General features: G+C 70.2%; 21 protein-coding genes. 13 read left to right on the forward strand and 8 right to left on the reverse strand.

All coding sequences use genetic code 11. The features are described from left to right. Positions 1 to 90 precede the first annotated feature (90 nt). Positions 91 to 1416 (reverse strand): SWF or SNF family helicase, encoded by a 1326-nt coding sequence (locus ACIBCK_RS09670; RefSeq protein WP_399388903.1) that lies wholly within the window; start codon positions 1414 to 1416, stop codon positions 91 to 93. A 5-nt stretch (positions 1417 to 1421) separates the two neighbouring features. Beyond that, on the reverse strand, positions 1422 to 4292 hold the full coding sequence (locus ACIBCK_RS09675) for a DEAD/DEAH box helicase (protein ID WP_399388393.1): 2871 nt from the start codon (positions 4290 to 4292) through the stop codon (positions 1422 to 1424). Between the two features lie 260 nt (positions 4293 to 4552). Here ACIBCK_RS09675 and ACIBCK_RS09680 point away from each other — a divergent pair, with 260 nt between their 5' ends. Together ACIBCK_RS09680 and ACIBCK_RS09685 are read left to right on the forward strand one after the other, a co-directional pair. Next, positions 4553 to 5608, forward strand: coding sequence for a fatty acid desaturase family protein (locus ACIBCK_RS09680; RefSeq protein WP_399388395.1), 1056 nt, complete (start codon positions 4553 to 4555; stop codon positions 5606 to 5608). Between the two features lie 142 nt (positions 5609 to 5750). Then, a complete protein-coding gene (locus tag ACIBCK_RS09685) occupies positions 5751 to 5933 on the forward strand; it encodes a hypothetical protein (protein WP_361042450.1) in 183 nt (60 codons plus the stop codon). 237 nt (positions 5934 to 6170) lie between these two features. Here the strand turns inward: ACIBCK_RS09685 and ACIBCK_RS09690 are convergent, their stop codons facing one another. Further along, a complete protein-coding gene (locus ACIBCK_RS09690; RefSeq protein ID WP_399388397.1) occupies positions 6171 to 7058 on the reverse strand; it encodes a hypothetical protein in 888 nt (295 codons plus the stop codon). A 145-nt stretch (positions 7059 to 7203) separates the two neighbouring features. Between ACIBCK_RS09690 and ACIBCK_RS09695 the strand changes: the two genes are divergently transcribed. Next, positions 7204 to 7623: a zf-TFIIB domain-containing protein gene (locus ACIBCK_RS09695; RefSeq protein WP_399388399.1), complete on the forward strand. Its 420-nt coding sequence runs from the start codon at positions 7204 to 7206 to the stop codon at positions 7621 to 7623. Here the strand turns inward: ACIBCK_RS09695 and ACIBCK_RS09700 are convergent. After that, positions 7547 to 7828, reverse strand: a complete 282-nt coding sequence (locus tag ACIBCK_RS09700) for a hypothetical protein (protein WP_399388905.1) — start codon at positions 7826 to 7828, stop codon at positions 7547 to 7549. The genes ACIBCK_RS09695 and ACIBCK_RS09700 overlap by 77 nt on opposite strands. A gap of 100 nt (positions 7829 to 7928) precedes the next feature. Here ACIBCK_RS09700 and ACIBCK_RS09705 point away from each other — a divergent pair, with 100 nt between their 5' ends. Next, on the forward strand, positions 7929 to 8834 hold the full coding sequence (locus ACIBCK_RS09705) for an oxygenase MpaB family protein (RefSeq protein WP_399388401.1): 906 nt from the start codon (positions 7929 to 7931) through the stop codon (positions 8832 to 8834). An 8-nt stretch (positions 8835 to 8842) separates the two neighbouring features. Here ACIBCK_RS09705 and ACIBCK_RS09710 read toward each other — a convergent pair whose 3' ends face one another. Continuing rightward, complete coding sequence (locus tag ACIBCK_RS09710) at positions 8843 to 9364, reverse strand: PadR family transcriptional regulator (RefSeq protein ID WP_399388402.1); 522 nt, start codon at positions 9362 to 9364, stop codon at positions 8843 to 8845. Positions 9365 to 9469: 105 nt separating this feature from the next. On the opposite strand from ACIBCK_RS09710, the gene ACIBCK_RS09715 reads away from it, so the two are divergent. Further along, entirely contained in the window at positions 9470 to 10255 is a 786-nt protein-coding gene (locus ACIBCK_RS09715; RefSeq protein WP_399388404.1) for an alpha/beta fold hydrolase, read from the forward strand. Between the two features lie 34 nt (positions 10256 to 10289). Here the strand turns inward: ACIBCK_RS09715 and ACIBCK_RS09720 are convergent, their stop codons facing one another. After that, positions 10290 to 10889, reverse strand: a complete 600-nt coding sequence (locus ACIBCK_RS09720) for a class I SAM-dependent methyltransferase (RefSeq protein WP_399388406.1) — start codon at positions 10887 to 10889, stop codon at positions 10290 to 10292. Between the two features lie 151 nt (positions 10890 to 11040). Here ACIBCK_RS09720 and ACIBCK_RS09725 point away from each other — a divergent pair, with 151 nt between their 5' ends. From ACIBCK_RS09725 to ACIBCK_RS09745, 5 genes are all read left to right on the forward strand, one after another. Then, entirely contained in the window at positions 11041 to 11814 is a 774-nt protein-coding gene (locus ACIBCK_RS09725) for an MHYT domain-containing protein (RefSeq protein WP_399388408.1), read from the forward strand. A 63-nt stretch (positions 11815 to 11877) separates the two neighbouring features. Further along, on the forward strand, positions 11878 to 14430 hold the full coding sequence (locus ACIBCK_RS09730) for a nitrate- and nitrite sensing domain-containing protein (RefSeq protein WP_399388410.1): 2553 nt from the start codon (positions 11878 to 11880) through the stop codon (positions 14428 to 14430). Continuing rightward, positions 14427 to 14861, forward strand: coding sequence for a roadblock/LC7 domain-containing protein (locus ACIBCK_RS09735; protein ID WP_399388412.1), 435 nt, complete (start codon positions 14427 to 14429; stop codon positions 14859 to 14861). The genes ACIBCK_RS09730 and ACIBCK_RS09735 overlap by 4 nt, the downstream gene beginning before the upstream one ends. A gap of 19 nt (positions 14862 to 14880) precedes the next feature. Beyond that, positions 14881 to 15294 carry a DUF742 domain-containing protein gene (locus ACIBCK_RS09740; RefSeq protein ID WP_399388414.1) on the forward strand — a complete coding sequence of 138 codons (414 nt, stop codon included), beginning with the start codon at positions 14881 to 14883 and terminating at the stop codon, positions 15292 to 15294. Then, positions 15275 to 15880 carry an ATP/GTP-binding protein gene (locus ACIBCK_RS09745; RefSeq protein WP_367038817.1) on the forward strand — a complete coding sequence of 202 codons (606 nt, stop codon included), beginning with the start codon at positions 15275 to 15277 and terminating at the stop codon, positions 15878 to 15880. Before ACIBCK_RS09740 ends, ACIBCK_RS09745 begins: the two co-directional genes overlap by 20 nt. Before the next feature lie 77 nt (positions 15881 to 15957). Here ACIBCK_RS09745 and ACIBCK_RS09750 read toward each other — a convergent pair whose 3' ends face one another. Beyond that, positions 15958 to 16386, reverse strand: a complete 429-nt coding sequence (locus ACIBCK_RS09750) for a PPOX class F420-dependent oxidoreductase (protein WP_399388416.1) — start codon at positions 16384 to 16386, stop codon at positions 15958 to 15960. Between the two features lie 93 nt (positions 16387 to 16479). On the opposite strand from ACIBCK_RS09750, the gene ACIBCK_RS09755 reads away from it, so the two are divergent. Both ACIBCK_RS09755 and ACIBCK_RS09760 read left to right on the forward strand, forming a co-directional pair. Beyond that, complete coding sequence (locus tag ACIBCK_RS09755; RefSeq protein WP_399388417.1) at positions 16480 to 16893, forward strand: roadblock/LC7 domain-containing protein; 414 nt, start codon at positions 16480 to 16482, stop codon at positions 16891 to 16893. Between the two features lie 109 nt (positions 16894 to 17002). Continuing rightward, the gene (locus ACIBCK_RS09760; protein WP_399388419.1) at positions 17003 to 17989 is read left to right on the forward strand and encodes a DUF6397 family protein; all 987 of its coding nucleotides are present in this window, start codon (positions 17003 to 17005) and stop codon (positions 17987 to 17989) included. Positions 17990 to 18030: 41 nt separating this feature from the next. On the opposite strand, the gene ACIBCK_RS09765 is transcribed toward ACIBCK_RS09760, so the two are convergent. After that, positions 18031 to 18558 carry a tetratricopeptide repeat protein gene (locus ACIBCK_RS09765; protein WP_399388420.1) on the reverse strand — a complete coding sequence of 176 codons (528 nt, stop codon included), beginning with the start codon at positions 18556 to 18558 and terminating at the stop codon, positions 18031 to 18033. A gap of 351 nt (positions 18559 to 18909) precedes the next feature. Between ACIBCK_RS09765 and ACIBCK_RS09770 the strand changes: the two genes are divergently transcribed. Next, positions 18910 to 21111: an MMPL family transporter gene (locus ACIBCK_RS09770; protein ID WP_399388422.1), complete on the forward strand. Its 2202-nt coding sequence runs from the start codon at positions 18910 to 18912 to the stop codon at positions 21109 to 21111. Positions 21112 to 21114 lie beyond the last annotated feature (3 nt).

Genomic DNA, 21114 nt, shown 5'->3' on the forward strand with positions numbered 1-21114 from the left:
TGCTGGGTTCGGGGGCCGGTGCTGTTGTGGACGAGCCGTGGCTGGCGGCCGGTGCGGGCACGTGGAAGGCTCGCACCGGACCTGCCCGGCCTATTCGCCGCCGGTCGCCACGGCCAGTGCCGTCGCGGGGTCGTGGGCCGCTGGACCCGCCGGGGTCCAGCGTCCGCGCTCCTTGCGGTAGGGCCACCAGCGACCGTCGCGGCCCTGCCGCAGCTGGGCGTCGCCGCCCACCACGGTCCAGCGGTTGCGGGCGGCGCGCAGCTGCGGCCGCTCCCCGTCGTCCCAGGCCACGTCCAGCGCCGCACGCGCGCGTGCCAGTGCGTCCGCCTCCGGGGCCCACTCCTCCTCGAGGACGGACAGTGCGGCCGGACCTCCGTACTCCCAGGCCCGTACGGCCAGCGCGAGGCCGTCCTTGCCGCGGTCCCCGGCGGTCGCGAGGCGTGAGGCCACCGGCGCGGGAGCTGTGGCGGCGAGGCGTACGGCATCCTCGTCGAGCGTCAATTCCGGCTCGACCGGGTGCCGTTCGTGCCCCGGGGACAGCGCCTCGGCCAGCATCCGGTGCGCCTCCACGGCCGCCTGGGTCGCCAAGAACTCGAGTGCCGCCACATCGAGACCGGGCGCGGGTTCCGCCTCTGTGTCGAGGGAGGGCGGCAGGCCCGGCTCTGGCGGCAGCGGAGGCAGCTCGGGCAGCGGAGGCAGGATGGCACCCTCCGCGTACGCCTCGTCGGCATCCACGCCCTCCTGGGCCCCCTCCTGCTCCTCCGTCGGCGCCTCCTCGGCCTCTGTCCGCGCCACGCTGCGTACTTGCAGCTCGTCCAGCAGCTCGCGCTCCGCCCGTCCACGCATCAGGAACAGCACGAACGGATCCTGGTCGAGGAGCCGGGCCACCTGGTAGCAGAGGGCGGCGGTGTGCCCGCAGTGGTCCCAGGCCTCGCAGTCGCACTCCGGCTCCAGGTCGCCGATGCCCGGCAGGAGTTCGACACCCGCTGCCGCCGCGTCCTCCACCAGATGCGGCGGCATCTCCCGGTCGAGCAGCGCCGCGATGTGCCCGGCCCGCTCGACGGCCATGCCCAGGAAGCGGTCCCACTCGTCCTCGCCGAGCCGCTGCAGCAGTACGTCGGAGCGGCGCGGGGTGCCGTCGCGGTCCTGGACGACCGCGGTGATCCGGCCGGGACGCACCGAGACCGCGCCCACGGCTCCCGCGCGCGCGAGCCTGCGTCCGGCCTTCAACTGCGCGAGGTCCAGTGCAGTGTCCTCCAGGGCCTTCAGCCAGGCCTGGCCCCACCAGCTCTGCGCGAACCCCCGGCCGTGCGCGGGCGGCAGCGCGGCAAAGGTGCGCTCCTGCCCGTCCCCGCCCTCCCCGTGACCGCCGTCCCCGTGGGTCTCGCCGCTCGGCCCTTCGTACATGTCGTTCATGTCGTTCATCGAGTCCCCCCACGCAGTTCCACCAGATCCGACAGCTCGGCGTCGGTGAGTTCCGTCAGCGCCGCCTCCCCGGAACCGAGCACCGAGTCCGCCAACTCCCGCTTGCGCAACAGCATGTCGGCGATGCGGTCCTCGATCGTCCCCTCCGCGATCAGGCGGTGCACCTGCACCGGCTGCGTCTGCCCGATGCGGTACGCGCGGTCGGTGGCCTGTGCCTCGACTGCGGGGTTCCACCAGCGGTCGTAGTGCACGACGTGCTCGGCGCGCGTCAGGTTCAGTCCGGTGCCGGCCGCCTTCAACGACAGCAGGAAGACGGGGACTTCGCCGTTCTGGAAGCGCTCCACCATCGCCTCGCGCGCCGCGATGGGTGTGCCGCCGTGCAGGAACTGGGACGGGGTGCCGCGGGCCGCCAGGTGCTGCTCGATGAGGCGCGCCATCTGGACGTACTGCGTGAAGATGAGCACGCTCGCGTCTTCGGAGAGGATCGTTTCGAGCAACTCGTCGAGCAGTTCCAGCTTTCCGGAACGGCCATCGATCCGAGGCTTGTCCTCCTTGAGGTACTGCGCGGGGTGGTTGCAGATCTGCTTGAGACCGGTGAGCAGCTTGACGATCAGGCCCCGCCGCGCGAAGCCGTCGGCGCCGGAGATCTCGGCGAGCGTCTCGCGCACCACCGCTTCGTAGAGGCCCGTCTGCTCCGTGGTGAGGGAAACGGCTCGGTCGGTCTCCGTCTTGGGCGGGAGTTCGGGTGCGATGCCCGGGTCGGACTTGCGCCTGCGCAGCAGGAAGGGGCGTACGAGTTGGCCGAGCCGCTCGGCGGCCGCCGGGTCCTTGCCGCTCTCGACGGCTTGGGCGTAGCGGGTACGGAAGGTGCCGAGCTTGCCGAGCAGGCCCGGGGTGGTCCAGTCGAGGATGGCCCACAGCTCGGAGAGGTTGTTCTCCACGGGCGTGCCGGTGAGCGCCACGCGCGCGCGTGCGCCGATGGTGCGTAGCTGCTTGGCGGTGGCCGAGTACGGGTTCTTGACGTGCTGGGCCTCGTCGGCGACGACCATGCCCCACGGGGCGTGCGCCAAGGCGTCCGCGTCGAGCCGCATCGTGCCGTACGTGGTGAGCACGAACTCCCCGTCGGCGAGGCCTTCCAGGCTGCGCTGAGCGCCGTGGAAGCGGCGTACGGGGGTGCCGGGGGCGAACTTCTCGATCTCGCGCTGCCAGTTGCCCATGAGGGACGTGGGGCAGACGACGAGGGTGGGTCCGGCGGAGTCGGTGTCGGTCTGCCGGTGCAGATGAAGGGAGATGAGCGTGATCGTCTTGCCGAGGCCCATGTCGTCCGCGAGACAGCCGCCCAGGCCCAGGGAGGTCATCCGGGCCAGCCAGTTCAGGCCGCGCAGCTGGTAGTCGCGCAGGTTCGCGGCGAGCGCCGCTGGCTGGCCGACGGGCTCCATGCCCTCGGGGTCCGCGAGGCGTTCGCGCAGCGTGGCGAGCCAGCCGGTCGGTTGGACGTCGATGCGTTGCCCGCCCACTTCGGTGGTGCCCGTCAGGACGGCGCTCAGGGCGTCGATCGGGGTGACCTTGTGGTCCTGGTGCGCGCGAGCACGCCGGGCTTCTTCGGGGTCGATGAGCACCCACTGGTCGCGCAGGCGCACCACCGGACGGTTGGCTTCGGCGAGACGGTCGAGCTCCGCGCGGGTCAACTGCTGATCGCCCAGCGCGAACCGCCAGTTGAAAGCGAGCAACGCGTCGGTGGAGAGGTACGAGGGTGTGTCCGACGACGGCTTGCCCGGATCCTTCGCGTCGTCGTCGGGCGGGCCGATGACCGCACGGGCGGTCAGGTTGCGTGCCAGTTCCCTGGGCCAGTGCACCTCGACGCCGGCGGTGGCGAGCATGCGGGAGCCTTCGCCCAGCAGTGAGGTGACTTCTTCGTCGGCGAGCTCGATCGCATCGGGGACGGTGGCCGAGAGGAGCGGAGCGAGTGGCGGCCACGCGCGCGTGGCGCGCCGCAGCGCGAGCAGGGCGTCCATCCGCGACCGCGCCCCGAAGGCCTGCCCCGACGCGCCCGAAGCGGCCCACACCTCCGCCGCGTCCGCGACGAGCGAGGGGTCGCTGACGCTGTGCATCTGCAGCACGGCGCGGAACGGCAGGCGGGTCCCGTCGGGGGTGTCCGACACCAGGCCGGGCACCTCGACGCGCAGCGAGATCCGTACGCCGGCATCGTGCCCAGCGGCGACATCGGTGGCCCAGGGGCGCTGTGTGGGGACGTGCTGGGGCTGCGCGGAGGCGAAGGCCGGGGCGCCGGCGGCCAGCGTCGCGGCGGGGGAGCGCGGCAGCGTGTCGGCCACCGCATCGAGGAACTGGCGCAGCAGCCGCTCCGGTTCGGGCAACCGCAAGGGCTCCGAGCCGCCCTCCAACGGAAGGGCGTGCGCGGCGGGGGGCATCGCAGCGGCGAGCTCCCGCAGGCGTCGCAGATCGTCGGCGCCCAGGGGGCCCGAGCGCCATGCGTCGTGATCACTCGGCGTCAGGCCGGGCAACAGCAGTCCACGCGCGGCGAGTTGCAGCGCGAGCACGCCTGCCGTGCCCCAGAAGGCGGCCGTCGGGTGGACTCCTGCCGACGCACGCGCGCGTGTCAGGACGGGCAGTGCTGTGCGTAGCGGGAGCACCAGTGCGGACACGTCGCTGAGCTGGACGCCCTCGGCGCCGGGCACCGCGACGGTCAACTCCTCGACGGTGCCTGCCGAGCAGCTGGGCGGTGCGTCCCCCTCGGGGCGCCAGAAGGCGACGCGGCCGGTGCGCGCCGGGTCGCCGGAGACGAACAGGACGGAGCAGCTGGACAGTTCAGAGATCTCGGAAGGTGACACAGCAGGGGGCCTGGGCACGGCGATGGCGCATTCCTCAAACTTGACTACTGGGACCGGAGCGGCCGAGAGTACAACACGTACTGCCTTAGACGTTAGCGATCACGTAGTGATCCACGTCACGAAAGCGAGGGGGCGCTACCCGGAGGTGTACCTAGCCCCCCTTCCGGGCGGTGCTGGCCCCCTCCCAAGACGGGTGAAGGCGTCATGGTTTGCGCAGGTCACGGGCTCATACGTTGTGCAACGTCAGCCCGATCCAGTCAGAGACCGGAGACCTCACCATGTCCCAGGCCGTCGCAGCAGTCGCGGATCGTCCCTCGAGTACCAGCGCAAGGCAGCCCGCCGGGAGCGATTTCGCACCTCTCCTGCGCACCGTCAAGGAGCAGGGGCTGCTGGGCCGCCGCACCGGGTGGTACGCCCGCACCATCGTGGTCAACGCCGTTGCGCTGGCCGCGGTGGCGACGGGCATGGCCCTCATCGGAGGCTCCTGGTGGGTGCTGCTCCTCGCACCCGTCCTGTCCGTGCTGTGCGCCCGAACGGCGTTCATAGGTCACGACGCGGGGCACTCCCAGATCACCGGCGACCGCAACGTGAGCCGCGCCATCGGGCTCGTGCACGGCAACCTCCTCCTCGGCATGAGCTCGGCCTGGTGGAACGACAAGCACAACCGCCACCACGCCAACCCCAATCACCTCGAGAAGGACCCCGACGTCGCCGCGGACGTCCTCGTCTGGACCAGCAAGCAGGCCAAGGTCCGTGTCGGATTCCGGCGCTGGCTCACCCGCAACCAGGCCTGGCTGTTCTTTCCGCTGACGCTGCTACAGGGCGTCGCCATGAAGATCTACGGCTTCCAGGACCTGCGCCGCCAAGCGCCGCGCGAACGCGTGCTCGAAGGCGCTCTCCTCGTGGCGCACCTCGTCGGATACGTGACGCTGCTGCTCGTCACCATGCCGGTGGGCCACGCCCTCGCCTTCGCCGCCATCCACCAGGCACTCTTCGGCCTGCACCTCGGACTGGCCTTCGCGCCCAACCACAAGGGCATGGAGATGCCCGACCCGGACGGGGAGCGCTGGGGCCACCTCAGCCGCCAGGTCCTCACCTCGCGCAACATCCGCGGCAGCGCCCTGACCGACTGGTTTCTGGGCGGACTCAACTACCAGATCGAGCACCACCTCTTCCCGAGCATGCCCCGCCCCAGCCTGCGGCGCGCCCAGCCCCTGGTCCGCGCCCACTGCGCCCAGCTGGGCATGCCGTACACGGAGGCCAAATTCATCGACTCCTACCGGCAGGTACTGCGTCACATGTACGAGGTCGGCGAGCCGCTGAGGGTTGAGTAGCCACGCGGACACGCGCCGCGGCTCAGGGTTGCGTCAGGGTCGCTCCTCAGGGGTCTATCAGGGGAGCAGTCTGGAACTGTGGGCGGTCAAAGCCCGTTTCTCAAGACAGAGAGCGGCAGCAGCCGCGAAGGAGGCGACGCACATGTCGAAGAACGCGAAGATCGCCGCAGGGGGTGTGGCGGCCGGCCTCATCCTGTTGATCTGGCTGCCCTGGTGGGCCGCCCTCCTGATCGTGCTCGGGGTCCCGGCCGCGGCCTATCTGACCCTGGATCCCGGACAGCGGCGCAGGCTGCGCCGTGTCTCGCGCAAGGAACTCGGCCACTGACCCGGCACCCCGGGCGGGCACAGCACCAGGGGCGCACCCCCATGCGCAGGTGCTGACGGCCTCTCCGTTCGCGGTCCCGCCCAAGGCGGCACCGCGAGCGGAAAACCCATGCGCCCCAGCAGTTCCGCGGCGCGTGGGGCCGGTGAGCGTATCCGCGGGCGCGGCGTGGTTCACACCGACATCGGCCGATGGTCATGCGAGCTGTGACAAGACGCGGGACCAGCGGGACCAGAGGGATCAGGCGGGGCGTACGGCCATCTTGTCGAGCGCGTCGAGGAGCCAGGGGAGTTCGGGCCCGCGGCCCACCGGCAGCACCTCTCCCGGCTCTTCGTCGAGCAGCACGAACGCGATGTCGTCGGTCCTGGCGACCATGGACCAGCCGGGACCGTCGGCTCGCAGGGTGCGCGCCTCTCCGGAGGCGAAGGACGACCGCACGCGACCCAGGGGCGGCGGAGTGCTCACGTAGTCCCGAGCTTCCGCCAGCACGCGACGTATGCCGGTGAGGGGCGCCTGTTCGGCGTCGGAATCGGCGCCCGCAGCGATTTTGGCCTGGGGGGTCTCGCCGCTCTCCGGGGTGGCTTCCTCGTCATCCTGCGCCGCGTCCTTCTCGGCGCTGTCGGTCAAGAAATCCGCGTCGTCGATCTGCTCGCGCCACGCCGCCCACTGGAGCGCGATCTCGTCGGCGCCGAGCCGACGTTGAGCAGGTCCCCAGGTGTCGGACTGCGGAGGAGAGAGCGGCTTCTGGTCCGCTTCCTCGGGCTCGGGGTCGTGCGGAGGGGGCACGTTGGGCGCCGCGACGGCGACCGCGAGCGGCCAGCCGGGCAGCGCGGCGACCACCGTACGTTCGTCGGGCGACAGGTCGTACTCCATGCCGCAGTCCCAGGAGGCGATGGCGACGGCCACGAGTGACACGTCGTCGACCACGACCGTCCACCGGGCGCCCGCACCGTCCTGACCGAGCACCAGACCGTAACCGGCGGCGAGCGGCGCGAGCCCCAGGGCCGCGCACGCCTCCGGATAGTCGTCACCGAGCACACTCGGGAACTTCGCGGGTGTCAGCAGCACCGCGGTCAGCACGTACAGCGCGTCGTCCTCGGCGGCGACAGCGTCGTCCGTTCCGGCCATGCCAGCCTCCCCATCGGTTCATCCGTCGGCGCACCCTAACCACAGGTCCGCTTGATCGTCGAGGGGTGCGTGACCAGGAAAGTCGCTCGTACGCACCGGGAAACTCGCTCGTGCACCCTCGTGTCCGACGCCTACGCTGGGTGTCATGCCCAGAGCCAGTTCGCACTTCGTCTGTCTGCCGTGCCGTGCTTCTTTCAAGAAGGAGGCCGACTACAGCCGTGTGCGTGTCGACAACTGCCCTCAGTGCGGAGGCCAGTTGCTCAACGCGGGCTCCGCGCTTGCCGTGCCCAAGCGCCGCGACAGGGCGGCCTGGCGCGCCTTGAGCGCGGTCCTGCTGGCCGGGCTCCGCTTCCGGCAGGGCTGCTGCGGCGGCCCCGGCTACCGCCCACGCACCCCGCGCGAGGTCCGAGAGCGCCTCACGCACGCGACCGGGACAGGCAACCCCGTCCATGAGGCACTGGCCTGCCCCGATCCCACGCACGCGGATGTCAGGCGGCAGGCAGGCCAAGGAGCGTACGCGCCACGTCCGTCGGCGACTCGTCGCGTTCCCGTGCGAGGGCGATGACCGCTCGGCAGGCGAGTTCGCTGACACCGAAGGACAGGGCCTCCGGCGAGACCCAGCCCGTGGCCTCGTCCTGGCGGTCCTGATCGTCCTCGGCGCACGCCGCCACGTAGACGGCGGCCGCCTCGAAGAGGTTGTGCGGGCGCCCCTCCTTCTGAACGAGCACAGATCCCTCCGAGCGCCACAGCTTGCGGAGCTTGTCGAACATGTGGGCCACCTTCCCCCGGTTGTGGTTGCCGCTGATGATCATTCATCTGTTGTACCCCAACGTAGAGTTGGAGCTCCGACGACAGAAGGGGGACGGTGCGGTGAAGCGCTATGACCGGCTCAAGGAGATTCGGCGTCTCGACCCGGAGAAGGACGCCCTGGCGATCTACCGGCTCACCGCGACGTACGAGTTCCCCTGGGATTACACCCGCGCTCTGGAGCTTGCGCTCTACCGCACCTACGCCGTGCCCACCATCGGTCGACTCCTGGCCGAGACGGCGGAACTGACGGACCGTACGCAGAAGCGGTACGACGACACGGCCCTGCTCCTCGACACCGTTGTGGAGCACGGCTTCGGCACGGACGAGGGCCGCACCGCGATCCGCCGCATCAACCAGATGCACCGCAGCTACGACATCAGCAACGAAGACATGCGCTACGTGCTGTGCACGTTCGTGGTGATGCCCAAGCGCTGGATCGACGCCTACGGATGGCGCAAGCTGTCACGCCACGAGAGGACCGCGGCCGCCGTCTACTACCGCACCCTGGGGCGCCACATGGGGATCCAGGGCATACCGGACTCCTACGAAGCCTTCGAGAAGTGTCTCGATGACTACGAAGAGGCCCACTTCGCGTGGGACGAGGGAGCGCGCAGGGTCTCCGACGCGACCCTCGACCTCATGGCCTCGTGGTATCCGCGTCCGCTGGCACCCATGTTGCGCGCCTCGACTCTCGCACTGCTCGACGAACCCCTCCTGCGCGCCTTTCGCTACGAACCGCCCAGCTCCGCAACCCGGACGCTGGTCAGGCGCGCGGTGCGGCTGCGCGGGCGTGCCGTGCGCCTGATGCCGCCCCGCAAAGCGCCGCACTACGCCCGGCAGAACTGGGAGATCAAGGGTTACCCGAAGGGGTATCGGGTGGGCGAGCTCGGCACGTTCCCGGTGCCCGGTGTCCGGGGCTGCCCTGTGGTCCACATCGACGAGTCGGCGGCCACTTCGGCGGAGTGAGCTCGACTTCAGCGGAGCGCAGCCAACGTCGTTCGCAGCCACGCGAGTTCGGCCCGGCTCGTCGCCCGTGCGATGGTGAGGATGCCGCGCCGGAACGGGTCGTCCAACTCCTCGGCGCGCAGCGGCCGCTCACCCTCGTAGAAGAAGCTGGCCGGCTCCTCGAGGAACGTCAGGCGGCGTTCGAGGACCGTGGCCTGGACCGCTCTGTCGTCGACGTGGCGGAGAAAGGCGAGGACCGTGAACCAGCGGTTCTCGTCGGTGATGTCGGCCTGCTGCGGTTCCGTGAGCCTGCGGCGCAGTTCGCTTCTGCCTTCCGCCGTGAGGTTCAGGACGTGGCGGGGGGCCGCCACGGAACCGGGCTGTGTCTCGCGGGCCAGCAGGCCCGCCTTCTCCAGCCGTTTGATGGCGGGGTACAGGGTGCTCTCCGCGACCGGTCGTACGTGCCCGGTCAGCGCGGTGATGCGCTTGCGCAGTTCGTAGCCGTGCAGGGGTGCGTCGTAGAGGAATCCGAGGATGGCCAGTTCGAGCATGCCGTGCATTCTGCCGCACCAACGGTGTACCTCCTCTCTGCAATACATCGGTTGCGATGTACTCTCCCTCGGAGGTAGGAGTGGACGATTCGAAGGAGAGCGGCGATGCGACAGGCACGGTTCGACGGGCAGGGCAGCTGTGTGCGCTGGACGGAGAGCGCGGGAGCCGAGCCTGCCCGGGTGTATGTGCATGGGCTCGGCGCGGCGTCGGCGGCCTATCACGCACACATCGCCGCCAGGCCCGAGTTGTCCGGACGCCGATCGCTCTTCGTCGACCTGCCGGGCCACGGCATCAGCGACCGCCCGGCTGATTTCGGCTACTCCTTGGAGGAACACGCGGACGCCCTGGCCGCGGCGTTGGATGCGGCCCAGGTGACCGGAGCGGAGATCGTCGCGCACAGCATGGGCGGCTCCGTCGCCATCGTGCTCGCGCACCGTCGCGGCGACCTGGTGTCACGACTGGTCCTCACCGAGGCCAACCTGGACCCCAACCCGGCCGCGACACAGGGCAGCAGCGGCATCGCGGCCTACGAGGAGGAGGACTTCGTGGCCGAGGGCCACGCGCGCGTGCTCGCCGAGGTCGGCCCGCTGTGGGCAGCGACCATGCGGCTGGCTGATCCCCGCGCCCTGCACCGAAGTGCGACGGGACTCGTGAAAGGCACGCAACCCACGATGCGCGCGATGCTCATGGAGCTGCCCGTGGAGCGTGTCTTCTTGCAGGGTGAGCGCAGCGGGAAACTCGTGGGCGCGGACGAGCTGGTGGCGTCCGGGGTGCGGGTGGTGGACGTGCCGGAGGCGGGGCACAACGTCATGTTCGAGAATCCGGAGCTGTTCGCCTCCGAAATCGCCAGTCCGGATGTGTTCGCCTCCGAGACCGCCCAGCGCCAGTGAGCAGCCTCCCCGGGAGAGTGGCCGACCCCGAGGGTTAGTCCTCCCGTACGGCAAGCGCCAGGAAACGCGCATCCTCGTCGATGTACGACGTCAACTGCCAGCCCGCGTGGGCGAGCAGGGGGCGGAGGTTCGCCTCGGCCCGCAGATCGTCCGGGGTGAGCCTGCGGCCCTGGCGCGCCGCGAGCGCCGCTCGTCCGATGGGGTGGAAGAGGGCGAGAATGCCTCCGGGGCGCACGACGCGACTCAACTCCCGCAGGTTCGCCGCCGGATCGGGCAGATGAGAGACCAGCCCCGCGCCGAACACGGCGTCGAGTGATGCGTCGCGCAGCGGGAGACGGGTCACGTCCCCGAGCAGAAGCTGCCCTTCGCGGTCTCTGCCCGCCCGTGTGGCGGCTTCCAGCATGGCGGGAGTCAGGTCGATCCCGACGACGACCCCGGAGGGCCCCACGGCCTCCCTGAGGGCGGGCAGCGCACGTCCGGTGCCGCACCCGGCGTCGAGAACGCGGTGACCGTGGCGCAGGCGGAGCTCGAACGCGGCGTCCCGATAGGCGGGGCCGTCGTCGGGGAACCGGCTGTCCCAGTTGGCAGCTCGGGCGGAGAAGAAGTCACGGACGCGCGTCTGGTCATCGCTCATGTGGACATGATTACGCAACGACTCGGCTGCGCGCTGGGGGCACACGTTCGAGCGTGACGCGATCGTTCTGGACCGTCTCTCTGTCATATTCCAACACCTTTCGAACTGCGCCCCCGTTGTGCGCCCCTGTCCGGACTAGCGTCCCGGAGCCATGGGACACCTGGACCACGCCACCTTCGGCTGGCTGACCCCCGTGCTGTCGTACGCGATGGCCTGTATCGGCGCCGCCCTCGGGCTGCGCTGCACCGTCCGAGCGCTCGGCGCCACGGGCACCTCACGCCGTAACTGGCTCATCACCGCGGCCTCGGCCATCGGCACGGGTATCTGGACGATGCACTTCGTGGCGATGCTCGGCTTCGGCGTCACCGGCACCGAGATCCACTACAACGTGCCACTGACGATCTTGAGCCTCGTCGTCGCGATGGCCGTCGTCGGAGCCGGCGTCTTCGCCGTCGGATACGGCCGTGACCGCGGGCGTGCGCTGGCGCTCGGCGGGCTCACGACCGGTCTCGGCGTCGCGAGCATGCATTACCTGGGCATGGCCGCACTGCGACTGCACGGCAACGTTCGGTACGACCCCGTCCTCGTCGGCCTCTCCGTGGTCATCGCCGTCGTAGCGGCGACCGCGGCCCTGTGGGCGGCGCTCAACATCAAGTCGCCTCTCGCGGTCGCCGTCGCATCACTGGTCATGGGCGGGGCGGTGAGCAGCATGCACTACACCGGAATGCTGGCCGTGAGCGTACGGGTCACCGAGTCGGGTGCGGCGCTGCCCGGGGCGACGACCATGCAGTTCATCTTCCCCCTCGCGGTCGGCCTCGGTTCCTACCTCTTCCTGACCGCGGCTTTTGTCGCGCTCTCGCCGACCTCGGGAGAGCGCGAGGCCTCCGTGGCGGCCCAACGACCAGTGGAGGGCGCCGCCCGGTAGCGGCACGGCCGGACCGGTCACGGCCGGGCGGACACCCCAGAAATCTCCCCGAGCGAGGAGGCCATGCGTACACCCCGTAGGACCCCCGACCCGGCCGACGGCACAGTGCCGCCGAAGCCCGGGGCCCCGGCGCGCGGTCGACGCGCACACGCGGGACCGCCCGCCGACGAACGGCCCGCCGCTGAAGCCTCCTTGGAGCCAGGGCCGCTCACGAACCCCGCGGCGCGCGAGCGCTCGTGGTGGCCGCGCCCTCGCACCGTACGGGCCAAGATCGTGTGCCTGCTCATGGTGCCGGTGGTCTCCCTGCTCGGGCTGTGGGGATACGCCACCGTCACCACGGCCCAGGACGTGGCGAGCCTGCGGCAGTTGCAGCGCGTCGACACACAGGTGCGCGACCCCGTCGAAGCGGCCATCGCCGCACTGCAGGCCGAGCGCCTGGCCGCCGTGCGCTACGCGACCGAGCCCGCGGCTGACCGCGGCGGCGCACTCGAGAGGCAGGCGGAACGCACGGACCGCGCGGTGGCGAAGCTGCGCCGCGGAGAAGGCGGAACGGTCGCCGACGGCGCCGGACTGCCCACCGGTGTGGCGTCCAGGCTTGAGACGTTCGTATCCGCTGCCGAGGATCTGAGCACGGTGCGTACCGACGTCCTCGACCGGCGCACCGGCTGGGACGCGGTCTACGGCCAGTACACCAAGACCATCTCGGCCGCCTTCGGAGTCGGTGGCGCGCTCACCGGCATCCATGACGCCGAACTCGGCTCCGACGCGCGCGTGCTGCTCGAATTCTCCCGGGCCGCCGAGATGCTGGCACGTGAGGACGTGGTCCTGTCCAGCGCACGGCTGGAGGGCACCCTGGAAGGCGAGCGGCTGCGGCAGTTCACCGGAGCCGTCGACACCCGGCGCACCCTGACCGACGCGGCGGTGGCGGATCTGCGCGGACCCGAACGAGCAGCCTGGCAGGACCTCGTGGAGGGGAGCGCGTACGCCGACGTGCGCGTCGTCGAGGACAAGGTGCTCGTCGCGCCACCGGGACGCAAAGCCGCCGACGCGTCGTCCGCCGCCAAGTGGGACAGCGCCCATGCGGCCGTACGGGACGAACTGCGCGCGATCGACGAGGGCGCGAGCCGCAGCGCCGCCGGCCGCGCCGACCCGTTCACGCGCGGATTGCTCACCCCGGCAGGCGCCGCCGTGCTGCTCGGGCTCCTGGCCGTCGCCGCCTCACTGGTCATCTCCGTACGCATCGGGCGAGGCCTGGTCGTCGAGCTGGTGAGCCTGCGTAACGGCGCCCTGGAGATCGCACGGCACAAAGTCCCGCACGCCATGCGGCGGTTGCGCGCCGGTGAGGAAATCGACATTCACGCCGAAGCGCCGCCCGGCCCGCCCGCGGAGGACGAGACGGGGCAGGTCAACGAGGCGCTCGGCACGGTGCACCGGGCGGCCCTGCGTGCCGCCATCGAGCGTGCCGAACTCGCCAGCGGCATCTCGGGCGTGTTCGTCAACCTCGCCCGCAGGAGCCAGGTACTCGTCCACCGCCAGCTCAGCCTCCTCGACAGCATGGAACGCAGGTCGGACGACCCGAACGAGCTCAGCGACCTCTTCCGCCTCGACCACCTCACCACCCGGATGAGGCGGCACGCCGAGAGCCTGATCATCCTCTCCGGAGCCGCCCCCGGGCGCGCCTGGCGCCTGCCGGTCTCGCTGACGAACGTCGTCCGCGCGGCCGTATCCGAAGTCGAGGACTACGCGCGCGTGGAGGTACGACAACTCCCCGCCGCCGCGGTCGTCGGCACGGCCGTCGCCGACCTCACCCACCTCCTGGCCGAACTCGTCGAGAACGCCGCCCAGTTCTCACCGCCCCACACCAAGGTGCGGGTCAACGGCGAACCGGTCGGCAACGGTTACGCCCTGGAGATCGAGGACCGTGGCCTCGGCATGGGCGAAGAGACCCTGGCCGAGGCCAACCACCGCATCGAGCAGTCCGAAGCACTCGATCTGTTCGACAGCGACCAACTGGGGCTCTTCGTCGTCAGCAGGCTCGCCGCGCGACACGGGATCAAAGTGCACCTCAGCACGTCCCCCTACGGCGGCACCACCGCGGTCGTCCTCCTGCCCACCGCACTGCTGCAGAGCACCACGCCGGAGAGCACCGGAGCACACACCATGGAACGCGACCGCGAACAGAACGGACACGCGCGCGTGCCCGATGCCGCACCGATGAACGGCAACCCCGTACCCGCCCCGGCCGCCCGCCCCGCACTGGCCGCCACTACGGAGACCCCGGCGACGCCACCCCCAGGCGTCACGGCTCTGCGCCTGCACAAGCCCCCGGACGCGGAACCCGACCACGCCCCGGAATCTTCGGACGACCTCCCGCGCCGCGTGCGCCAGGCCAGCCTCGCCCCCCAGCTGCGTGAGCGACCCCGCGACGACGCGACCACATCCGTGAGCGTCCACGAAGACACCGAACGCAGCCCCGAAGACGTACGGGACCGCATGTCCGCCTACCGCGACGGCTGGGCCCGCGGCGGCGGACGCAGGCCGGGCATCGTCGGCGCGGTCCCCGACATCCCAGGGTCCGCCCCGGCCAGTGACAGCACCGAAGGAGATCACGCATGATCCAGGATCAGAGCATCACCGCAGGCAGGGCCGGCGAACTCGACTGGCTGCTCGACGACTTGGTATCGCGTGTCGGTGAGGTGCGGCATGCCGTGGTGCTCTCCAACGACGGACTCGCCGTAGGGGCCTCGACCGGCCTCACCCGAGAGGATGCCGAACATCTCGCCGCTGTCGCCTCCGGGTTCCACAGCCTCGCCAAAGGCGCGGGCCGGCATTTCGGGGCCGGGGGAGTGCGCCAGACCATGGTCGAGATGGACGACGGCTTCCTGTTCGTGGCGGCGGCGGGTGACGGCTCCTGTCTCGCCGTGCTCAGTGCCGTGACCGCAGACATCGGTTTGGTCGCCTACGAGATGGCGCGTCTGGTCAAACGCGTCGGCGAGCACCTGTACACGCCCCCGCGTTTCGCGGCGCAGCCACCCGCTGTCGGATGACACAGGGCGGTCTACGCAGATGACCGAGAACAGAAGCGGCGACCCGCGCGACGCGGGCAGCCAGTGGTACGACAACGAGGCCGGACCACTGGTCCGTCCCTACGCGATGACGGGCGGGCGGACCCGGCCCGGCCCCAGTGGAGTGCGTTTCGATCTGATCGCACTCGTCACTCTGGACCAGAGCGCACCGGGCCCCGGGGACGACACCGCGCTCGGCCCGGAACACCGGTCGCTCATCGAACTGTGCCGCACGGAGACCCAGACGGTTGCCGAGCTGGCGGCCGACGCCGACCTGCCCGTGGGGGTGGTCAGGGTGCTGCTCGGCGACCTGCTGGAAATGGGCTGCGTGAAGGTGAACCGACCTGTGCCCCCCGCGCAGCTACCCGACGAGAAGATCCTGCGAGAGGTGATCGATGGGCTCCGAGCGCTCTGACGCCGACGGCGGCGACACGACCGCCATGGCGTTGAAGATTCTGGTCGCGGGCGGCTTCGGGGTGGGCAAGACCACCCTGGTCGGCGCGGTCAGCGAGATCCGCCCGCTGCGCACCGAGGAACTCCTCAGCGAGGTGGGCCAGTCGGTGGACGACACCGGCGGAGTCGACCGCAAGACCACGACGACCGTCGCCATGGACTTCGGCCGCATCACCATCAGGTCGGGCCTGTCGCTGTATCTCTTCGGTACGCCAGGGCAGGACCGTTTCTGGTTCCTGTGGGACGAGTTGTCCCAGGGCGCGCTCGGAGCCGTCGTCCTCGCGGACACCCGACGGCTCGAGGACTGCTTCCCCGCCGTCGACTACTTCGAGCACCGGCACATCCCGTTCGTGGTGGCAGTCAACTGCTTCGCGACCGCGCGTACGTACGGCGCACATGAAGTGTCACGGGCCCTGGACCTCGACCGCGGCACCCCCGTGGTGCTGTGCGACGCACGGGACCGCGATTCGGGAAAGGAGGTGCTGATACGCCTGGTCGAGTACGCCGGGCGGATGCATACCGCCCGGCTGCTCGACACGGTGGGCTGACCACGGCCGCTGGGTGAGTACAGCCGTCGGGCTGAGCACGCCCGAAGGGTGAGCACGGCAAGGTGGGTGAGGCGTCGTCAGTCGGCGACGCCGCCGTGAGCGACCACCTTGTCGATCTTGACGCGTACGAGCAGCTCGCCGGGCACGCCATTGCGCTCGCCGAACTCCTCGGCGCGACTCTCGCCCATGTAGCGCGCGCCGAGCCGGCCGGCCCAGTGCCGCACCTTGTCGAGGTCGTCGATCAAGCGTGCCTGGCCTTGAATCACCACGAACGCGAACGGAGGCCTGTCGTCGTCCACACAAAGGGCGACGCGCCCGTCCCGCGCCAGATTCCGCCCCTTGACGGTCTCTGCGCCGGTGTTGAACACCAACTCCTCCCCGTCCAACAGGAACCAGATCGGTGCGATATGTGGGCTGCCGTCCGCCCGGACGGTCGACAGCTTGCCGGTACGGGTGCCCTGCGAGATGAAAGCCCGCCACTGGTCCTCGGTCATCTTCTGTGCCATGTCCTCATCATGCTTGCCGGGCGGCCGATGGTGGGGAAGGCTGGCAGGTCAGTTCCTTCAGCCAGGGGGAACAGAAAGCGGGGAGACGGGAACATGGTGCAGAACACGGGCCTCGGTTGGCTGCTCGACGACTTGACCAAGCGCATGGAGTCCGTACGGCACGCCCTGGTGCTGTCCAACGACGGCCTGGTGACCGGCGCGAGTTCGGAGTTGAAGCGCGAGGACGCGGAACACCTGGCCGCGGTCTCGTCGGGTCTGCACAGCTTGGCCAAGGGCTCGGGGAGGCACTTCCGTGCGGGCAGCGTGCGCCAGACGATGATCGAGTTCGACGACGCCGTGCTGTTCGTCACCGCGGCCGGCGACGGCAGCTGCCTGTGCGTCCTCAGCTCCGCGGAGGCGGACATCGGTCAGGTCGCGTACGAGATGACGCTCCTCGTCAATCGCGTCGGCGAGCACCTCGGAGTAGGCGCCCGGCAGCCGGAACGGACACCGGTCGTAGACCTCTGACCAGCTGAAACGGCGACGTGACGAGAGTTATCCACAGGCCCGACGCGGGTTGTGCTGATCGCGCTACGGTTTTCCCGAGAGCAAAGACGCCTCACGGGGGAGAACCACCATGACAGGTCAGACGATCACGCAGGAAACCGCCGACACGGCAGAGCGGGCGCCGGTCACGCAGAGCCGAGCGGCACGGGAACTGGGGCTGAAACGCGGCGAGTTCGAGCTCGCCGTGATGCTGGGACGCATCCACACCGTCAGCGACGCGATCGGCGGACGGCGCCGCGTCACACGCGAGGAGATCGAGCGCGTCCGTGCCGGGGAGGGTTTCCCCGAGGCGTGGATGGAGCGCATCAGAGCCGTGGGGACCACGGAGGGCGCCGCTCTCATGAACATCTCCACGGCCCGGTTCACACGGCTCACACGCGCAGGCTTCGTCACGCCGGTGAAATTTTATCTGAACCGCTATCGAGCGGTGGTGTGGCTGTATCTGGCGGAAGAGCTGAAGCACTTCGCCGAGTCCGAGGTCAACGCAAGTCTGCTGACGGGTCGCGCCCCCGGCACGATCCGCGCCCAGCTGGATGCGGGCGTGGACCTGCGGGCACGGAACTGGCGGGGCCGCCACGCGGGAGCACTGTTGCGTCAGTCCAACGACCCTTGGGAGCGCGCCGCGGCCGTGGCCTCACTGCTCGACCCGGTCCAGATCGCGGAAATCATCAGGGATCCGTACGAACGCGCCTACGTGCGAAGGCTCATGCCCCAGTCCTTCGGCCAGGGCGCACCGGAGTCACCGGCGGGACGGATCATCGAGAAGATCACGACCGCGGACGACCCGGACGAGATCCGGTGGCTGCGGGCCAACCTCACCATCGGTCTCTCCCAGGCCAGGGGAGAACGGCCGGCGCCACGGCCCGCACCGAAGCCTGCGCCCCATCCGGCGCCCGGCACCATCCCCACTTCTCGGGCAGAGCTCGATGCCGGGGCGAGCCCACGCCCCGCGCCGCATCACGAAGCACCACGGGCGGCACAGCCCGACGAAGGGAAGGGAGGACGGCCGCCGGAGCCGCGAGGCCTGCTGAAGTGGATGCGTCGCAGGGGAGCGTAGCCGGACAGGCACGAGGGCAGAGCCGGCCGCGGGGCGCGTCGCTACGTGGTCGCGTCGAGGTCCTTGGCGTAGTGCTCGATCGCGGGACGGTAGCCGGCGATGTCCGGGTCCTGGCTCGTGGTGGCGAGCAGGGTCAGGAGCATCTCCATCGCGTCGTGCGCCCGGCCGGTGTTGTAGAGCGCCATGGCCAGGAAGGTCTTGAGCGCGGCGTCGTCGGGGAATTCCGCCGCCGCGCCGCTCAAGGTCGTGACGGCTTTCGGATAGCGGCCTAGGACGCGGTAGGTGCTGCCCAGACCCAGGAGCGCTCCCCGGCGGTCATCAGGGCAAAGGCCCGGCTGCGAGACCGCACGGACGTAGTGGGGCACCGCCTCCGCCTCCAGGCCGAGCGTGTCGTGCACCCACGCGGTCTGGTACGCCACCTCCGCGTCCTGGGGGAACTGCTCGCACAGGGCGAGGAGTTGCTCCCGGGCCTCCTCGCGGCGACCGTCCGCGCGGAGTCGCACGGCCTCGGCCAGCAGGCGGTCACGATCCCCGGTCATGTCCTCGTCGTCCCTCTTCAACGCCCCCATACCTCTCTCCAACCTTCCTCAGACCACCCGAAGTCCCGCAGTTCCCCAGTCCCCCCAGTCCCGAGTCCCGAAGTCCGAGCCGACCGGAGGCACACATGCCATTTTGCCTGGAACACATCTCGCGGACCGCGCTCCTGAGCGTGGGTGCAAGCACTCGTACGGACGGTGGGGCAGAGAACGAGGGGCCGTCACCCGTTTCCCCGCCCCCGAGGTGCCGCGGGCGTCGCCGTTGCGTTGAATCCGAAGTGACCTATGCCTTGGGGAGCAAGCATGTCAGTGTCACGCGGGCCGAGTGACCCACCGGCGAGCGCTTCATCACGCCGGCCGAACGACACACCGCCACGGCCAGGCATGCTTCGGCGGACCGGGCAGTGGTGCGCCCGCCACTGTGTGACCGTCATCGTGGTGTGGCTCGCCGCGCTGGTCGGGCTGCAGGTCCTGAATCACGCCTACGGCGGTCAGTACTCCGACGACTTCTCCCTGCCCGGCACCGAGTCGCAGGCGGGCCTGGACGTTCTCCAGGCCCACGAGCCCGCGGCCGGTGGCTACAGCGCCCAGGTCGTCCTGCACGACTCGGGCAAGCCTCTCAGTGACGAGAGTGACCAGGTCAGCGCGGCCGTCAGCAGCCTGCAGAAGCTGCCCCACGTGCTGTCCGCGCAGAGCCCGCTGCCCGCGCAGCAGCAGCCCGCCGGTACGCCGAACCTCGGCCCGCTGTCCTCCGACGGCAAGACGGGCTACATCACCGTCCGCTTCGACGTGCAGCCCTCCACCCTCGGCGACGACTACCTGACCGGTGTCGACAAGGCGGTGCAGCCGTTGCGCAGCGCCGGTGTGGAGGTGGAGTACGGAGGCCCGCTGGGCGAGCTCGCCCGCCCCGAGGCGGACGACCGCACGAGCGAGGCCATCGGGTTCGGCGTGGCGATCGTGGTCCTGCTGATCGGATTCGGCAGCGTGCTCGCCGCGCTGCTGCCGCTGGTGACAGCACTGATCAGCGTGCTCTGCGGCCTCGCCTGCCTGGGCCTCCTCGCGGGTGTGTTCACCTTCGCCACGGTCTCGCCGACGCTGGCCACGATGATCGGTCTCGGTGTCGGGATCGACTACGCCCTCTTCCTGGTCACCCGCCACCGTCAGAACCTCCTCGGCCAAGACACGGTCACGGCAGCGGGGCATGCGACGGCGACCAGCGGCCGGGCGGTCCTGGTATCCGGATGCACGGTCATCATCGCCCTGTCCGGGCTGTGGGTCTCCGGGATCTCGTTCATCGGCAAACTGGGCCTGGCCGCCGCGGTCACCGTCATCACGGCGGTACTCGGCGCGCTGACCCTGGTGCCCGCCCTCCTCGGACTGATCGGGCGCCGGATCGACAGACTCCGGGTGCGGACCCCGATCGCCGAGACGAGCACCGAGCCGGGGGCCGCCGACCAGGGCGGCTGGCATCGCTACGCACAGCGCGTGGAGCGACGGCCGTGGTGGTTCCTCGTCGGCGGCGCCGCCGTGCTCGCGGTTCTGTCCGTCCCGGTCTTCTCCATCCAACTGGGGCACATCGGCGACGGAGCGGATCCCAAGTCCTTCACCGACCGGCGCGCCTTCGACCTGATGTCCTCCGCGTTCGGACCCGGCTCGAACGGCCCGATGACACTCGTCATCGACCAGAGCGCCGTGCCCCAGTCGGACAGGGCGGCGCTGGCGAGCCAGGCGCAAAAGGCCCTCACCGACGTACCCGACGCGGCCGCGATCACCCCGCTCAAGGCCACGTCGGACGGTGACGTCCTGATCTCCACGGCCTACTCCGTGGCCGCTCCGCAGGACGAGCGGACCACAGAGCTGCACGAGCACCTGAGCGACGATGTGCTCCCGCAGGCGGTGTCAGGGACGAAGGCCAGCACGTACGTCACGGGGACGACCGCCGCGCAGGCGGACTTCCTGGAGATCGTCTCCAAGAAGCTGCCGCTGATCATCGCGGTGGTCGTCGCCCTGGCCTTCCTCGTCATCCTCGTCGTGTTCCGCGGCCTGCTTGTCGCGGTCAAGGCAGCGGTGCTCAACGTCCTGTCGATCGCTGCCTCGTACGGGGTCGTGGTGGCCGTCTTCCAGTGGGGCTGGGGTGGCCCTGCGCTCGGGGTGTCGGGGAAAGTCCCAATCGAGAGCTACGTACCGATGATGATGTTCGCGATCGTCTTCGGGCTGAGCATGGACTATGAGATCTTCCTGCTGTCCCGGGTCCACGAGGCATGGCTGCGCACCCGCGATGCCAAGGCGAGCGTCGCCCATGCCCTGGAGATCACCGCGCGGGTTATCACTTGCGCCGCATTGATCATGGTGAGTGTCTTCGCCGCATTCATCATCAGCGACAACATCGTGGTGAAGATGCTGGGTCTCGGTCTCGCGGCCAGCGTGCTCATCGATGCCACCGTGGTGCGGCTGTTGCTGGTGCCGGCGGTCATGACGCTCCTGGGCAAGAGCGCCTGGTGGACGCCTCGTTGGCTGGACCGGCTGCTTCCGCATATCGACGCCGAGGGCGAAAGCCAGCCGACCGGGCAGTCCGGGAAGCCGTAGGCT

This window comes from Streptomyces sp. NPDC051218 (assembly GCF_044455475.1).
In the GTDB taxonomy this organism is placed as follows: domain Bacteria; phylum Actinomycetota; class Actinomycetes; order Streptomycetales; family Streptomycetaceae; genus Streptomyces.

Excerpts from the sequence above, each read along its gene's own strand:
- ACIBCK_RS09670 (WP_399388903.1), bottom strand. The coding sequence starts at position 1,416 with ATGAACGACATGTACGAAGGGCCGAGCGGCGAGACCCACGGGGACGGC.
- ACIBCK_RS09680 (WP_399388395.1), top strand. The coding sequence starts at position 4,553 with ATGTCCCAGGCCGTCGCAGCAGTCGCGGATCGTCCCTCGAGTACCAGC.
- ACIBCK_RS09685 (WP_361042450.1), top strand. The coding sequence starts at position 5,751 with ATGTCGAAGAACGCGAAGATCGCCGCAGGGGGTGTGGCGGCCGGCCTC.
- ACIBCK_RS09690 (WP_399388397.1), bottom strand. The coding sequence starts at position 7,058 with ATGGCCGGAACGGACGACGCTGTCGCCGCCGAGGACGACGCGCTGTAC.
- ACIBCK_RS09695 (WP_399388399.1), top strand. The coding sequence starts at position 7,204 with ATGCCCAGAGCCAGTTCGCACTTCGTCTGTCTGCCGTGCCGTGCTTCT.
- ACIBCK_RS09700 (WP_399388905.1), bottom strand. The coding sequence starts at position 7,828 with ATGTTCGACAAGCTCCGCAAGCTGTGGCGCTCGGAGGGATCTGTGCTC.
- ACIBCK_RS09710 (WP_399388402.1), bottom strand. The coding sequence starts at position 9,364 with ATGCTCGAACTGGCCATCCTCGGATTCCTCTACGACGCACCCCTGCAC.
- ACIBCK_RS09715 (WP_399388404.1), top strand. The coding sequence starts at position 9,470 with ATGCGACAGGCACGGTTCGACGGGCAGGGCAGCTGTGTGCGCTGGACG.
- ACIBCK_RS09720 (WP_399388406.1), bottom strand. The coding sequence starts at position 10,889 with ATGAGCGATGACCAGACGCGCGTCCGTGACTTCTTCTCCGCCCGAGCT.
- ACIBCK_RS09725 (WP_399388408.1), top strand. The coding sequence starts at position 11,041 with ATGGGACACCTGGACCACGCCACCTTCGGCTGGCTGACCCCCGTGCTG.
- ACIBCK_RS09730 (WP_399388410.1), top strand. The coding sequence starts at position 11,878 with ATGCGTACACCCCGTAGGACCCCCGACCCGGCCGACGGCACAGTGCCG.
- ACIBCK_RS09735 (WP_399388412.1), top strand. The coding sequence starts at position 14,427 with ATGATCCAGGATCAGAGCATCACCGCAGGCAGGGCCGGCGAACTCGAC.
- ACIBCK_RS09740 (WP_399388414.1), top strand. The coding sequence starts at position 14,881 with ATGACCGAGAACAGAAGCGGCGACCCGCGCGACGCGGGCAGCCAGTGG.
- ACIBCK_RS09745 (WP_367038817.1), top strand. The coding sequence starts at position 15,275 with ATGGGCTCCGAGCGCTCTGACGCCGACGGCGGCGACACGACCGCCATG.
- ACIBCK_RS09750 (WP_399388416.1), bottom strand. The coding sequence starts at position 16,386 with ATGGCACAGAAGATGACCGAGGACCAGTGGCGGGCTTTCATCTCGCAG.
- ACIBCK_RS09755 (WP_399388417.1), top strand. The coding sequence starts at position 16,480 with ATGGTGCAGAACACGGGCCTCGGTTGGCTGCTCGACGACTTGACCAAG.
- ACIBCK_RS09760 (WP_399388419.1), top strand. The coding sequence starts at position 17,003 with ATGACAGGTCAGACGATCACGCAGGAAACCGCCGACACGGCAGAGCGG.
- ACIBCK_RS09765 (WP_399388420.1), bottom strand. The coding sequence starts at position 18,558 with ATGGGGGCGTTGAAGAGGGACGACGAGGACATGACCGGGGATCGTGAC.
- ACIBCK_RS09770 (WP_399388422.1), top strand. The coding sequence starts at position 18,910 with ATGCTTCGGCGGACCGGGCAGTGGTGCGCCCGCCACTGTGTGACCGTC.